This is a genomic window from Luteibacter mycovicinus (assembly GCF_000745235.1).
In the GTDB taxonomy this organism is placed as follows: Bacteria; Pseudomonadota; Gammaproteobacteria; order Xanthomonadales; family Rhodanobacteraceae; genus Luteibacter; species Luteibacter mycovicinus.
Genome location: NZ_JQNL01000001.1, coordinates 4177074 through 4192207 on the forward strand (window position 1 = coordinate 4177074; position 15134 = coordinate 4192207).

The following is a 15134-nucleotide window of genomic DNA, read 5'->3' on the forward strand; positions in this document are numbered from 1 at the left end:
AATCGTTCAGCCAGCGGCGTGCTCCCCACCGATCCAGCTCGCACGCAGCAGGTCACCGCCAATCCAGTAACAAAGCTCCGGCAAATGCCGCACGCTCCACGCCGCCAGATCGGCACGCTTGCCAACCTCCAGCGTGCCACGGTCGACCAGCCCGAGTGCACGCGCGCTGTTAACCGTGGCCCCGCGAAGCGCTTCTTCCGGCGTCAGGCGGAACAGCGTGCAGGCCATGCTCATCGCCAGGCGTAGCGAAAGCAGGGGCGAGGTGCCGGGGTTCAGATCGGTGGCGACCGCCATGGCCACGCCGTGTTCGCGGAAGCGATCGATGGGCGGCGGCCGCGTGTCGCGCAGCGCGTAGTACGCGCCCGGAAGCAGCACCGCGACCGTGCCGGCCGCCGCCATGGCCCGGACGCCTTCCTCGCTGGTCCATTCGAGATGGTCGGCGGACAGGCCTCCATACTGCGCGACGAGTGCCGCGCCGCCGAGGTCGGAGAGTTGTTCGGCGTGCAGCTTCACCGGCAGGCCAAGTGCGGTCGCTTTCGCGAACAGCCGGTCCGTCTCCGCATGCGTAAAGCCGATGCCTTCGCAGAAGGCGTCCACCGCGTCGACCAGACCTTCGTCCGCGAGCGACGGGAGCATGGTGTCGCAGACCAGCGTGACGTACTCCTCGCGCCGTCCGGCATATTCAGGAGGCAGGGCATGCATGCCGAGAAACGTGGTGCGTACATCGACGCCCAGCGTTTCCCCGATGCGTCGTGCGACGCGCAGCATGCGCCGCTCGGCATCCGGCTCCAGGCCGTAGCCGGATTTGATCTCCAGCGTGGTGACGCCATCCGCGAGCAGGGCCCGCGCACGGGGCAGTGACTGGCGCAGCAGTTCGTCCTCGCTGGCTGCCCGCGTGGCGCGCACGCTGGATACGATGCCGCCACCGGCGCGGGCGATCTCCTCGTACGTGGCGCCTTCCAGTCTTTGCTCGAACTCCTGCGCGCGATCGCCGCCAAAGACCAGATGCGTGTGGCAGTCGACCAGACCTGGGGTGATCCAGCAACCCGGCAGCGACTCGACACGATGGGCGAGCGCGTGCGGATCGCTGGGCAGCTCGGCGCGAGGTCCGACAAAGGCAATGACGCCGTCCCGCCAGCCGATGGCGCCTTGCTCGATCGCACCGTAAGCCTTGCCGTTGTCGGTCAGCGTGGCCAGCCCGACATCGAGGAGGAGGTGGTCCCAGCGGGTATCGGCGGTCATGGCGAGGGGCTCGGCTCGGGAGTGGGAGGCGTTTCGCGACGCGCGCGTTCGGCCTCGTACTGCACGATCAGTACGTCGGCCAGAGCCTTGTACACCGGAACGCGGCAGACCAGAGCCGACGCGCCGCGCGCGAGCAGGCAGGCGGCCATGATCGGCAGGGCCATCATGTGGTTGGCCGTCAGTTCCAGCGAGATCACCGTGGCGGTGAGTGGTGCCTGGGTGACGCCGGACAGATACGCCGCCATGCCCAGCAGCACCACGGCGGAGGTGTCCGCGCCGGGCAGGAGCTGAGCGATGTTGCCACCGAGGCCCGCGCCCACCGCCAGTGCGGGCGAGAAAATGCCACCGGGAATACCTGCCCACGCCGACGCGATGTTGCCCAGAAACTTGAGCACGCCGAACAGGGGGCCGGTGTCGCTATGTCCCTGCAGGATGTCCTGTGCCTGCGCATAACCGGTGCCATACAGACCGTTGGCGCTGAGCAGGCTGAGCAGCACCAGGGCCAGACCGCAGGCCGCGGCGAAGACGATCGGCTGACGCGCGCGCAGACGGCCCATCGCACCGCGCAGTCCCAGCGTGGACGGAATGATCAGCCGGGCGAACAGGCCGCCGGCCAGACCGCCGACGAGCCCGGTGAGCAGCACGGCGATCCACGCGCGACCGAGGGGCAGGGTGGCGGTGATGTCGCCGAAGTAGGCGTAGTTGCCGACGATGCCCAGGGAGACCACGCCGGCGACGAACACGGCGGTGAGCAGTGTGCCGCTCATGCGGTGCTCGAAAGTGCCGGACATTTCCTCGATGGCGAACACGATGCCCGCCAGCGGGGTATTGAACGCCGCCGCCAGACCGGCCGCCGAACCGGCAAGAATGAAACGGCCCGCCGCGGCAGGGTCGTCGAAGCCGAAGCGCCGGCCCATCGAATACAGCAGCCCCGCACCGACGTGCACGGTGGGGCCTTCGCGGCCGACCGAGGCGCCGCCGAGCAGCGCGGCAAGGGTCAGAGCCATCTTGCCGAGCGCAACCTTCAGCGCCAGCAGGCGGGAACGAAAACCCTCGTCCTCGACCTTCAGTGCCGCGATGCCCTGCGGAATACCCGAGCCCCGCGTCGCTTTCAGCGCCCCCTGTGTCAGCCAGCAGAGCAGCGCGAACATCGGCGGAGTGATGAACAACGGTACCCACCAGCCATGCGACGCCACGCTGTGAAACAGCTCGAAGGCGTAATCCGCGGCCTTGGCGAAGAAGACGGCGGACAGGCCGACGACGATGGCGCCCGTCCAGAACAGGATGCGTCGACGCCACTGCCTGGGCGACAACCATTCGTGCCGGCGCAACTCACGCAGGCGGGCCATGCGCGATGGATGCCCCGGTGCGGGTTCGGCGCCCGGCGTCGGGTCGATGTCGGGAGGGAGTTCGTTCATTTGCCCTCCAGATGTCGTGCCCAGCGTACCTGGTAGAGGTCGAAACGACGGTCCTTAAGGTTCTGCACGGCGCCGGCATTGCGTGCGCGCGCAATGCTTTCCAGCCGCAGATCGGCGAACAGCACCGTCTCGATATTCGGGGTGGAATCCGCGGCGATACCGTCGCGCGCGAACGGGAAATCGCTCGGCGTCAGGATGCAGCTCTGGCCGTACTGGATATCGAAGTTGTTCACGCCGGGCAGGTTGCCCACGTTGCCAGAAAGCACCACGTAGCACTGGTTTTCGATGGCGCGTGCCTGCGAGCAGTAACGCACACGCAGGTAGCCCTCGCGCACGTCGGTGCAGAACGGGACGAACAGAATCAGCGCCCCCTGGTCGGTGAGGTGACGGGCCACCTCGGGGAACTCGGAGTCGTAGCAGATCATCACACCGATCGGACCGCAGTCGGTCTGGATCGTCGCCGCGCTGTCGCCGCCGGTGATGTTCCAGACGTTTTTCTCGCTGGGCGTCGGATGCAGCTTCTCGCGCTCGTGGATCGAGCCGTCGCGCAGGCAGACGTAGCAGACATTGTGGATGTCGCCGTTGGGCTGCCGGGTCGGGTGCGAGCCACCGATGATGTTGATGTTGTAGTGCACGGCCAGGCGATGGAACAACGCCTTGACCTCGTCGGTGTACTCGGAGAGGCGACGGATCGAATCCACCGGCGACAGCTCGGCGTTTTCGATCGACAACAGCTGCAGCGTGATCAGCTCGGGGAAGACGACGAAGTCGGCGTCGTAATCGGCGGCGATGTCGACGAAGTATTCCACCTGGGTGGCGAACTCGGCGAACGAAGCGATGCGCCGCTGCTGGTACTGCACGGATGCCACGCGCACCGAGTCGGGCAGTCGATGCGACTGCGACACCTTCGGCGTGTCCGGATGGTTGAGCAACTGCGGGTTGCGCCAGACCAGATGCGCCGCATAGCCGAGCGATTCGTGGTCGGACGGCACGTACTCGCGCAGCAGCCCGATGACCTCGAAGCCGTTACGCAACTGAAAGCTCAGCGTCGCGTCGCGGCGGCTGCCGTCGACGATGGCCTGGACGTAAGCCTCGGCGCTGCCATAGCGGCCGATGGCTTTGGAGAGGCCCGGCAGGCGACCGCCGAATACGATGCCGCGCAGCTTGAGCTCGGTGCACAGACGTTTGCGGGCCATGTACAGCCGCTGGCCGATGCGCATGCCGCGGTAGTCGGGGTGCACCACGACTTCCATGCCGTAGAGCCAGTCGCCTTTGGGATCGTGGCGCGAGGCGAAACCGCCGCCGGTGATCTGCATCCACGTATGCGGCGCCAGGGCCAGCGCCTCGTTGATCCGGAAGGTGGCGCAGAAACCCACGATCTTCCCCTCGTACTCGACCACGAACTGGCCTTCGGGGAAGTGGGTCTGCTGGCCTTGCAGCATCTCGGCGGAATGACCCCACTCGGCCGTGTAGACACGGGCGGTGAGGGCGACGAGTTCGGGCACGTCGGCGAGGCGTGCAAGCCGAAGGGTGAGCTTCGGCGCCTGAGCGGAGTTGATCTCGGTCATCCCCCCATTATGCGCCCGCGCGGTGAAATCGCCGACAGATCCGCGATAGCCTGCCGTCCCCATGCAGGAGCGGGCCCCGCACGCGATACCATGTCGAGATACCCCCAAGGACATCTCCCATGTCACATCAGAAGCTCGCCGCCGACTATCTCTGGCACGACCGCGGATGGCGCTCGGGGGAGGGTGGTATCGCGGTGGCCGCCGGTCGCTTCGCCGATGCCTCACCGGCCCGGGAAGAGCGCATCGGCCGCTTCGTGCTGCCGGGCATGCCCAACCTCCACTCGCATGCGTTCCAGCGCGCCATGGCCGGCATGGCCGAGCGTCGCGGTCCGGGCGAGGACAGTTTCTGGACCTGGCGCGAGACGATGTACGCCTTCGCGGAGGCGATCGACCCCGACGACATGAAGGCCATCGCGACCCAGCTCTACATCGAGATGGTCAAGGCCGGCTACACACAGGTCTGCGAGTTCCACTACCTGCACCACGGTCCCCGGGGCGTACCCTACGCCGATCCGGCCGCGATGTCGCTGGCGCTGATCGAGGCGGCCAGGGAAGCCGGGATCGGCCTCACGCTGCTCCCCGTCCTGTACATGACGGGCGGATTCGACGGCCGGGCACTGAACGAGCGCCAGCAGCGGTTCCGCAACGACGTGGGCCAGTATGTCGCGTTGCTGGAGCGCCTGGCGCCCCTGCAGAACGACATGCTGCGTCTGGGTGTGGCCCTGCATTCGCTGCGCGCCGTTCCCGAGGAGGCGATGCGTGCGCTGCTCGCCACGGGCGTCTGCCGTGACCTGCCGATCCACATTCATATCGCCGAGCAGATCGGCGAAGTGCAGGATTGCCTCGCCGCGCGTGGCGCGCGTCCGGTGGAATGGTTGCTCGACCACGCGGACGTCGACGCGCGCTGGACGCTGGTCCATGCCACCCACCTGACGCCGCACGAAACCGACCGGCTCGCGAAGACCGGTGCCGTCGCCGGGCTATGTCCGACGACGGAAGCGAACCTGGGGGACGGCCTGTTCCCGCTGGCGGCCTATATCGACGCGGGCGGCAAGCTCGGTATCGGCTCCGATTCGCACATTTCGGTGTCGCCGGTGGAGGAGTTGCGCTGGCTCGAATACGGCCAGCGCCTGCTGACCCGGCATCGCAATGTGGCGGCGCGTCGGCCGGAAGAAAGCGTGGGTACGGTCCTGTGGCAGCGCGCGCTGGACGGCGGCGCGCAGTCGGCCGGCGTCAACGTGGCACGTCTTGCGCCCGGCTCACGGGCGGACATGCTCGTCCTCGACGATCGCTCGCCGTTGCTGGCGGCGCGCGGCGAAGCGGACGTGATCGACAGCTTCCTGTTCGCCGGCAACACGCCGCTGGTGCGTGACGTGATGGTGGGCGGCACGTGGCGTGTGCGCGATTTCGCGCACGCCGCCGAAACGCGTGCCGCCGAGGCTTATCGCGGTGTGGTCGAAAGGTTGGTCGCCGCCTGAGCCGCCGGGCCCGACGGGCATTTCGACTTGCCGTAGAGGCCTTCCGCGGCGGGCTCGTTCCTGGCCAGCGCATCGGGCGACGCGTAGATAGATACGGCGAGGTCGCACCGGTTGTCGCGCAGCGTGAAGCGCACGGTGTCGATGCGGGTCGGCCGCTCATCGTCGAGCCTGCAGGCAGTGTTCTTTGCAAGACGGATCGTGAGCGTGTTGTCCTTCGCGTCGACGACATCGAAGTGCGCGTTCTGGCAGCCGTGCCAGGTGAGCGAGTCCTTGCCGACGGTGAGGATGCGCAGACCGGTGAAGGCGTTGCTGTAAGGATCCCAGTCGCCGGCGATCCATGCCGGCGCGGTCTGGGCCGTGGAGAGAAGAGCGAGCGCGAGGAGGGGAGTCATGGGATGCCTCGGTTCCGGAAGTCGTGTAGGAGCGAGCCCCACTCGCGATGCTTTTTTTGCGGAGTGCCGCCCCCGCAACGTGACATCGCGCACAGGGTGCGCTCCTACAGAGTAGCAATCGCGGGGGAGGGTGTTGCATTGCAGCGATCTTCATGCTCTATTCGACTCATGACCCGCCTCGCCGCCAATAACGCCAATACCAATAATGCCCGTAACCTCGGGAGGGTCGGCGTGTAGGCGGTTGCGAGACAAACCACCAGACACCAAAGGCCCGCCCTCACCAGGCGGGCCTTTTTCTTTGCGCGTTTCCCCATTGATAGCCAGGAGCAAGACCATGTGTTCGATCTTCGGGATGTTCGGCCTCGCGGCCGGTGATGACCTGGTCGCATTGCGCCGTGAGGCGATGTCGCTTTCGCAGCGGCAGCGCCATCGCGGGCCGGACTGGAGCGGTGTCTACGTCGACGACGGCGCGATCCTCGTCCACGAACGCCTCGCCATCGTCGACCCCGCCAGTGGCGCCCAGCCGCTGCGTTCCCCAGAAGGCGACCTGGCCCTGGCCGTCAACGGCGAGATCTACAACCACCGTGAGATTCGCGCCGCCAGCAGCTATCCGTTCACCACGGGCTCCGACTGCGAGGTGATCAACGCGCTGTACCGCGAGCACGGGGCGGATTTCCTCGGTCAGCTCAACGGTATCTTCGCTTTCGCGCTCTGGGACGCGGGCCGCCAGCGTTACATCATCGCCCGCGATCCGGTCGGCGTCTGCCCGCTGTACTGGGGCCACGATCGCGAAGGCCGCCTCTGCGTCGCGTCGGAAATGAAGTCGCTGGTCGGTGTCTGCGCGGACGTGGCGCCCTTCCCGCCGGGCCATGTCTACGACAGCCAGACCGGTGAGGCCGTGCGTTACTGGACGCCTGAGTGGCGCGACTACGATGCGACCGTCGGCAAGACCATCGACCCGAAAGATCTCCGTACCGCGTTCGAAGCCGCCGTGCATCGCCAGATGATGACGGATGTGCCGTATGGCGTGCTCCTGTCGGGCGGCCTGGATTCGTCGCTGGTCGCCGCGGTCGCCGCGGGGTATGCGCGCCGCCGTATCGAAGAAGACGACCGTGGCGAAGCCTGGTGGCCGCGCCTTCATTCATTCGCCATCGGCCTCGAAGGGTCGCCCGACCTGAAAGCCGCCGAGATCGCCGCCGAGGCGCTGGGTACCGTCCATCACGGCTTCCGCTACACCTTCGAGGAAGGCCTCGACGCGCTGCCCGAAGTCATCCGCCACATCGAGACCTACGACGTCACCACCATCCGCGCATCCACGCCGATGTTCCTGCTGGCGCGACGGATCAAGGCGATGGGCGTGAAGATGGTGCTCTCGGGCGAGGGTTCCGACGAGGTCTTCGGTGGTTACCTGTACTTCCACAAGGCGCCGTCGGCCCGCGCTTTCCACGAGGAAACCGTGCGCAAGCTGGACGCGCTGCATTATTACGACTGCCTGCGTGCCAACAAGTCGATGTCGGCCTGGGGTGTCGAAGCCCGCGTGCCCTTCCTCGATACGGAATTTCTCGAAACGGCCATGTCGATCGACGCCGAGGCCAAGATGGTCGCCCGCAAGGGTATCGAGAAGGGCCTGCTGCGCGAGGCCTTCGAAGGCGCCCTACCGGATTCGATTCTCTGGCGCCAGAAGGAGCAGTTCAGCGATGGCGTGGGTTATGGCTGGATCGACGGCCTGAAGGCGCATGCCGAGACGATGGTTTCCGATCGTGAGTTCGCGGCCGCCGCGGCCCGCTTCCCGGTGAACACCCCGGCGACCAAGGAGGCATACTTCTACCGTACCGTCTTCGAGACCCATTTCCCGGGAGAGGCCTGTGCGGCCACGGTGCCCGGCGGCAAGTCCATCGCCTGCTCGTCCCCGGCGGCGCTGGCGTGGGACCCGGCCTTCGCGGCCGCCGCCGACCCGTCGGGCCGGGCGGTGCGAGGGGTTCACCAAGAGGCGCTGCCGGCGTGAGGGCAGCCGCTCGTCTGTAGGAGCCCGCCCTGCGGGCGATGGGGTCTTGCCGCAGTCCCATCGCCCGCAGGGCGGGCTCCTACAGGAGCGGCCTCCACCCGCCATGCGGCCAACCCCAGGATTTGTTAAGATCGGCCGCTTGAGTCGGCGCCTTCCGCGCCGCGTCATCAGGCCAGACACACCATGATCGAGACCAATCCGATCCTTGCGCAGATTGCGGACCTCAAGGGCCGCGTCGAGTCGCTTAGGGGGTATCTTTGACTACGCCGTCAAGAAAGAACGCCTAGAAGAAGTCAATCGCGAGCTGGAAAGTCCCACCGTATGGGATGACCCCAAGCGCGCACAGGAGCTCGGCCGCGAACGCGCCCAGCTCGACGGCATCGTCACCGGCATCGACGAGATGTCCGGCACGCTCGACGACTCCGGTGAACTGCTCGAGATGGCCGCCGCCGACGGCGACGACGCCACCGTTCAGTCCATCGTCGACGACCTGGAAAAGGTCGACGCCCGCGTCGGCAAGCTCGAATTCCAGCGCATGTTCTCCGGCGAGCTCGACTCGGCGGCGGCCTTCGTCGACGTCCAGGCAGGTGCCGGCGGTACCGAGGCTCAGGACTGGGCGGAAATCCTCCTGCGCATGTATCTGCGCTGGGCGGAGTCGCGCGGCTGGAAGACGGAAATGATGGAAGTCAGCGCGGGCGAAGTCGCGGGCATCAAGTCCGCCACGTTCCGCGTCGAAGGCGACTACGCCTACGGCTGGCTCAAGACCGAGATCGGCGTGCACCGCCTGGTCCGCAAGAGCCCGTTCGACTCCGACAACCGCCGGCACACCAGCTTTACCTCGGTGTTCGTTTCGCCGGAAGTCGACGACAACATCGAGATCGACATCAATCCGGCCGACCTGCGTACGGACGTCTACCGTTCGTCCGGCGCCGGCGGTCAGCACGTCAACAAGACCGAATCGGCGGTGCGTATCACCCACGTGCCCACCAACACGGTCGTGGCCTGCCAGACCGAGCGCAGCCAGCATGCCAACCGCGACCGCGCGATGAAGATGCTGAAAGCGAAGCTGTACGAGCTGGAAGTCCAGAAGCGCAATGCCGAGAAGGACGCCCTCGAGGCGACCAAGTCGGACATCGGCTGGGGCAGCCAGATCCGCAACTACGTGCTCGACCAGTCCCGCATCAAGGATCTGCGCACGGGCCTCGAACGCTCCGATACGCAGAAAGTGCTCGACGGCGATCTCGACGAATTCGTCGAGGCCAGCCTGAAGTCCGGCCTCGAAGCCGGTTCCAAGCGCGTCGACGCGTGACAGCGGTAGGAGCGCGCCCTGTGCGCGATTGGAGAGCATCGCGCACAGGGCGCGCTCCTACTTTCATCCATCAAACATGTTGCCCTTTCCATGACTGACGATACCCGCGATGCCACGCCCGCCACCGCCGCCGACGAGAACCGCCTCATCGCCGAGCGTCGCGAGAAACTGAAAGCGCTGCGCGCGCAGGGCATCGCCTATCCCAACGACTTCAAGGTCGACAGTTTTGCGGGCGACCTGCAGGACGAGTTTGCGGACAAGGACACCTGGACGGCCGAGGCCATCGAGGGTGCGCCGCGGCGCGTGACCGTGGCCGGCCGCATCATCCTGATGCGCGGGCAGGGCAAGGTCAGCTTCGTGCAGATGCAGGACGGTACCGGCCGCATCCAGCTGTTCGTTCACCAGGGCACGCTGGGCGAAGCGTCCTACGATGCCTTCAGGCGCTGGGACCTCGGCGATATCGTGGGTGCCGAAGGCCTGTTGATGCGCACGAAGACCGGCGAGCTGTCGATCAAGGTCGACGCCATCCGTCTGCTGACCAAGTCCCTGCGCGGCCTGCCGGACAAGCACCACGGCCTGGCCGACGTCGAACAGCGCTACCGCCAGCGCTACGTCGACCTGATCGTCACCGAGGAGTCGCGCCGCACCTTCGCGCTCCGTTCGAAGATCATCAGCCACGTCCGTCGCTGGCTCGAAGCCGAGCCGCGCCGCTTCATGGAAGTGGAAACGCCGATGATGCACGTGATCCCGGGCGGCGCCACCGCGCGTCCGTTCACCACGCATCACAATGCGCTCGATATCCCGCTGTTCCTGCGCGTGGCGCCGGAGTTGTATCTCAAGCGCCTGGTCGTGGGCGGCTTCGATCGCGTCTACGAAATCAATCGCAACTTCCGTAACGAGGGCGTGTCCACGCGACACAATCCCGAGTTCACCATGCTCGAGCTGTACCAGGCGTACGCTACCTACCACGAGATCATGGACATCACCGAGGGCATGATTCGCTCCTCGGCCGAGGCGGTCATCGGCCAGACGTCCATCGAGTGGGACGGCGCGACCGTCGACCTGGCTCCGGCGTTCCGTCGCTGGCGCATGGAAGACGCCGTGCTCGAACTCAATCCCGAGATCAAGCCGGCCGACCTGCGCAACCGTGACGTCATGGCCGCGCACGCCGCGCGGCTGAAGATCCAGGTCAAGCCGTCGTACGGCTGGGGCAAGCTGCTGCTGGAGATCTTCGAGGCGACGGTGGAGCACACGCTGATCCAGCCGACCTTCATCACCGATCACCCGGTGGAAGTCTCGCCGCTGGCGCGCGAGAGCGATACCGACAAGGGCATCACCGACCGCTTCGAGCTGTTCATCAACGGCAAGGAAATCGCCAACGGCTTCTCGGAGCTCAACGATTCCGAAGACCAGGCCGCGCGTTTCCAGGCCCAGGTGGACGCCAAGGATGCCGGCGACGACGAAGCCATGCACTACGACGCCGATTACATCCGTGCGCTCGAAGTGGGCCTGCCGCCGACCGGTGGACTCGGCGTCGGCATGGACCGCCTCGTCATGCTGCTGACCGGTTCGTCGTCCATCCGCGACGTGCTGCTGTTCCCGACCATGCGCCCCGAGGCCTGACCGGCCTCGCTACCGGAGACATCGATGTTCTACGCCATCGTCGCACTGGATCACCCGAATTCGCTGGAAAAGCGCCTTGCCGCGCGCCCGGCGCATCTGGCGCGCCTCAACGCCCTGAAAGACGAGGGCCGCCTGAAGCTGGCCGGCCCGTTCCCGGCCATCGATTCGAACGACCCGGGTGAGGCCGGATTCACCGGCAGCATGATCGTGGCCGAGTTCAGCGACCTGGCGGCCGCCGAAGCCTGGGCTGGCGCGGATCCTTATGTCGAAGCCGGCGTGTACCGCGACGTGACGGTCCGGCCGTTCCGCGCCGTGCTGCCGTGACGGCCGAGAAAGTCGAGCGCATCCGGGTCCTGCTGACCGGGGCCCTGGCCCCGGTCGAGCTGGACGTGATCGACGAGGGCCACAAGCACGCCGGGCATTCGGGCGAGGGCAGGGGGCATTTCTTCGCCCGTATCGTCAGTCCGGCCTTTGCCGGCAAGAACCCGATCCAGCGGCATCGCATGGTCTATGCTGCGCTGGCCGAGATGATGCCGGACGGCATCCACGCGCTGGCGATCGAGGCCAAGGCCCCCGGGGAATAAAGAAAACATGCGTCTGACCACGATCAAGCTGGCGGGATTCAAGTCGTTCGTCGACCCCACCACGCTGCACCTGCCCACCAATATGACCGGCGTCGTCGGTCCGAACGGCTGCGGCAAGTCGAACATCATCGACGCCATCCGTTGGGTCATGGGTGAATCCGCGGCCAGCCGTCTTCGCGGCGACTCCCTCACTGACGTCATCTTCTCCGGCTCCAGCGCGCGCAAGCCGGTGGGCCAGGCCACGGTCGAACTGATCTTCGACAACAGCGACGGCACCATCCAGGGCGAGTACGCCAGCTTCGCCGAGATCTCGGTCAAGCGCATCGTCAGTCGTGACGGCCAGTCCTCGTATCACCTCAACGGCGCGCGTTGCCGTCGCCGTGACATCACCGACCTGTTCCTTGGGACCGGCCTGGGCCCGCGTTCCTACTCGATCATCGAGCAGGGCATGATCAGCCAGATCATCGAGGCGGCGCCGGAAGAACTGCGCACCCATCTCGAAGAAGCCGCTGGCATCTCCAAGTACAAGGAGCGCCGCAAGGAAACCGAGAGCCGCATCAAGGCCACCCGCGAGAACCTCGACCGCGTGCGTGACGTGCGCGACGAGGTCGACAAACAGCTGGACCACCTGAATCGCCAGGCCCGTGCCGCCGAGCGCTGGAAGGCCTTCAAGGAAGAGCACACCCGCCGCGAAGCCGAGCTCCGCGCGCTGGAGTACCGTACGCTGCATCGCCGCCACGAAGGCGAAGGCTCCGGTCTGCGCGAGGCGGAACTCGAGATCGAGAAACACCTCGCCGGCCAGCGCCAGGTCGAGGCGCAGATGGAAAGCGTGCGCGAGCGCCACCAGGGCGCCAGCGAGCACCTCAATCAGGTTCAGGCCGAGGTTTACAAGGTCGGCTCCGAGATCGCCCGTGTCGAGCAGCAGGTGCGGCATAGCCGCGACCTCAGCGAGCGACTGACGCGCGCGCGTGGCGAAGCCGAGCGCGAATTCGAAGAACTGCAGGGTCACATCGGCGCCGACCGCGAGCAGGTGGAGACCCTGCGCATGGCGCTGGCCGAGGGCGAGCCCAGGCTCGAAGCCCTGCAGCAGATCCAGGACGAGACGGGCGACGTGGTCCGTGCCACCGAGTCGAAGCTGGCCGACTGGCAGCAGCGCTGGGATACCCATACCCGGGGTGCGTCGGAGTCCAGCCGCGCGGCCGAGGTCGAGCGGACAAAGCTGGCCTATCTCGACCGCCAGACGGTCGACCTGTCGCGTCGCAAAGAGGCGTTGGATGCCGAACAGAAGGCGACCGACATCGCCGCGCTCGACGCCGCCTCCGAACAACTCGATGTCGAGCACGATACCCAGCGCGAGAAGGTGGAGCAGCTGGGCGGCGTGCTCGACCAGCACAAGGTCGCGTACGAGCGCGTGCTCGACGAAGAGCGCCAGGTGCAGACCGCACTGAACGACGGGCGTCAGCAGTTGCAGACCGCGCGCGGCCGCCAGGCCTCGCTCGAAGCCCTGCAGAGTGCCGCGCTGGGCCAGGAAGAAACCGCGGCCAGTGGCTGGCTGTCGCGCCTTGGACTCGACCGCTCGCGTCGCCTGGGCGAATCGCTGCAGGTCGACGCCGGCTACGAGTCGCCGGTGGAAACCGTGCTCGCCGGCGTCCTCGACGGGGTGCTGGTCGATTCGATCGACGCCTTGCTGCCCGAATTCGAAGCGCTCGGTCAGGCCGATGTCGCGCTGTTCGCCAGGGAGCAGGGCGGCCCCGGCGCCCCCGGTACCCTCGCCGAGCACGTGCGTGGACCGGTGGCCGCCGTCGCGCTGCTGAGCAACGTCTTTGTCGCGGAGTCGGTGGAAGCCGCCGCCGCACGTCTCGCTTCACTGCAGCCGCACCAGTCCGTCATCACGCGCGATGGCGCATGGATGGGTCCGGGCTGGGCCCGTGTGCTGCGGGCGCAGGGCAATCAGGTCGGCGTGCTCGCCCGCGAACGCGAGATCCGCCAGCTCGCCGGGCAGATCGAAACCCTCGAAGCCACTCTCGAAGAACGTACCGAACAGCTGGAAGCCCTGCGTACCAGCAAGTTCGAGACCGAGCGTCAGCGTGACGACGCCCAGCGCGATCTCTACGCCGCGCATCGCCGTCTGTCCGAGCTCGCCGGTCAGTTGCAGAGCCATCGCGGCAAGATGGAGACGGCGCGCGCCCGAGCCGAGAAGGTCGGCGGCGAAATCTCCGTCATCGTCGATCAGCTCGACGAACTGCAGGGCCAGACCCGTGATGCCCGCGCGCGCCTCGATGAGGCCGTCGGCCACATGGGCGATCGCGAGGACGAGCGCCGTGGTCTCGAAAACGAGCGTCGCGAGTTGCTCGAAGCGCGCGAAGAAGCCCGTATCAATGCGCGCGAAGCGGCTGACCAGTCGCACCAGCTCGCACTGAGCATGGAGTCCAAGCGCTCGGCGCTGGGGTCGCTCGAACAGGCTCTTGCGCGTCTGGATACCCAGCTGCGCCAGGTGACCGCTCGCCGCGATGAGATCGATCAGCAGCTGGCTGCCGGTTCCGATCCCATTGCGGAACTCGAAGCCGAGCGGCAGACCTACCTCGACCAGCGTCTGCTGGTCGACAAGCAGCTGGTCGACGCACGTCGTGCGCTCGAAGACTGCGACGCCGAGTTCCGCCGGCTCGAGCAGGAGCGCCAGCGCGTCGAGCACGTGCTCAATCAGGTGCGTGAAAACGTGTCCGAAAAGCGTCTCGCCGCGCAGGCCTTGCAGCTGCGTGCCGAACAGCTGGCCCAGGCCATCGTGGCGTCGGGTCTCGAACTCGAAGCATTGCTCACCGAACTGCCCGAAGACGCCGAGCCGGAGCGCTGGCAGCAGCAGCTGGTCGACCTTTCCGGCAAGATCGCCCGTCTGGAGCCGGTCAACCTGGCCGCTATCCAGGAGCACGCCGAGCAGTCGCAGCGCAAGGAATACCTCGATGCGCAGCTGCTCGACCTGACGAGCGCGATGGAAACGCTGGAGGGCGCGATCAAGAAGATCGATCGCGAGACCCGTCAGCGTTTCAAGGAGACCTTCGACCGCGTCAATGCGGGTGTGCAGGAGTTGTTCCCACGGCTGTTCGGCGGCGGCCACGCCTACCTCGAGCTCACCGGCGAAGACCTCCTCGACACCGGTGTGTCGATCATGGCCCGGCCACCCGGCAAGCGCGTCTCCAACATCACGCTGCTGTCCGGCGGTGAGAAGGCGCTCACGGCAGTCTCACTCGTCTTCGCGATATTTGGCCTCAACCCGGCGCCGTTCTGCCTGCTCGACGAGGTGGACGCACCGCTGGACGAAGCCAACGTGGGCCGTTTCTCGGCCATGGTCCGCGAGATGAGTGAGAAGGTGCAGTTCATCTTCGTCAGCCATAACAAGGCCACGATGGAGGCCGCCCATCAGCTCTGCGGCGTTACCATGCGCGAGCCGGGCGTGTCGCGCCTCGTCCAGGTCGATCTGGCCGAAGCGTCCAAGCTCGTCGGCGCCGCCTAAGTACCGT

The 15134-nt window shown here is 66.7% G+C and carries 11 protein-coding genes; 7 read left to right on the forward strand and 4 right to left on the reverse strand.

Features of this window, described 5'->3' with window-relative positions:
• Positions 1–6: 6 nt before the first annotated feature.
• Genes hutI through FA85_RS18695 form a run of 3 tightly spaced genes read right to left on the reverse strand, consistent with a single transcriptional unit; the run spans position 7 to position 4228 of the window.
• Positions 7–1242: an imidazolonepropionase gene (hutI, locus tag FA85_RS18685; protein ID WP_036114016.1), complete on the reverse strand. Its 1236-nt coding sequence runs from the start codon at positions 1240–1242 to the stop codon at positions 7–9.
• Positions 1239–2660 (reverse strand): chloride channel protein, encoded by a 1422-nt coding sequence (locus FA85_RS18690; protein ID WP_081907513.1) that lies wholly within the window; start codon positions 2658–2660, stop codon positions 1239–1241. The genes hutI and FA85_RS18690 overlap by 4 nt, the downstream gene beginning before the upstream one ends.
• Complete coding sequence (locus FA85_RS18695) at positions 2657–4228, reverse strand: bifunctional GNAT family N-acetyltransferase/carbon-nitrogen hydrolase family protein (RefSeq protein ID WP_036114014.1); 1572 nt, start codon at positions 4226–4228, stop codon at positions 2657–2659. Before FA85_RS18695 ends, FA85_RS18690 begins: the two co-directional genes overlap by 4 nt.
• 119 nt (positions 4229–4347) lie before the next feature.
• On the opposite strand from FA85_RS18695, the gene FA85_RS18700 reads away from it, so the two are divergent.
• A complete protein-coding gene (locus tag FA85_RS18700; protein WP_036114013.1) occupies positions 4348–5706 on the forward strand; it encodes a formimidoylglutamate deiminase in 1359 nt (452 codons plus the stop codon).
• Here the strand turns inward: FA85_RS18700 and FA85_RS18705 are convergent.
• Complete coding sequence (locus tag FA85_RS18705; RefSeq protein WP_036114011.1) at positions 5670–6098, reverse strand: hypothetical protein; 429 nt, start codon at positions 6096–6098, stop codon at positions 5670–5672. The two genes, FA85_RS18700 and FA85_RS18705, sit on opposite strands and share 37 nt — an antisense overlap.
• A gap of 334 nt (positions 6099–6432) precedes the next feature.
• Here FA85_RS18705 and asnB point away from each other — a divergent pair, with 334 nt between their 5' ends.
• From asnB to smc, 6 genes are all read left to right on the forward strand, one after another.
• Entirely contained in the window at positions 6433–8103 is a 1671-nt protein-coding gene (gene asnB, locus FA85_RS18710) for an asparagine synthase B (protein WP_036114009.1), read from the forward strand.
• Between the two features lie 183 nt (positions 8104–8286).
• Positions 8287–9412 (forward strand): peptide chain release factor 2 gene (prfB, locus tag FA85_RS18715; protein ID WP_156108754.1). Its coding sequence is split into 2 segments (ribosomal slippage): positions 8287–8361 and positions 8363–9412, totalling 1125 coding nucleotides; the frame shifts between segments, so codons are not numbered across the junction.
• Between the two features lie 90 nt (positions 9413–9502).
• Positions 9503–11035, forward strand: a complete 1533-nt coding sequence (gene lysS / locus FA85_RS18720; RefSeq protein WP_036114006.1) for a lysine--tRNA ligase — start codon at positions 9503–9505, stop codon at positions 11033–11035.
• Between the two features lie 24 nt (positions 11036–11059).
• Positions 11060–11359, forward strand: coding sequence for a YciI family protein (locus tag FA85_RS18725; protein ID WP_036114004.1), 300 nt, complete (start codon positions 11060–11062; stop codon positions 11357–11359).
• Positions 11356–11619 (forward strand): BolA family protein, encoded by a 264-nt coding sequence (locus FA85_RS18730; protein WP_036114001.1) that lies wholly within the window; start codon positions 11356–11358, stop codon positions 11617–11619. The genes FA85_RS18725 and FA85_RS18730 overlap by 4 nt, the downstream gene beginning before the upstream one ends.
• Before the next feature lie 7 nt (positions 11620–11626).
• Complete coding sequence (smc, locus tag FA85_RS18735) at positions 11627–15127, forward strand: chromosome segregation protein SMC (protein WP_036113998.1); 3501 nt, start codon at positions 11627–11629, stop codon at positions 15125–15127.
• The last annotated feature ends 7 nt before the right edge of the window (positions 15128–15134 follow it).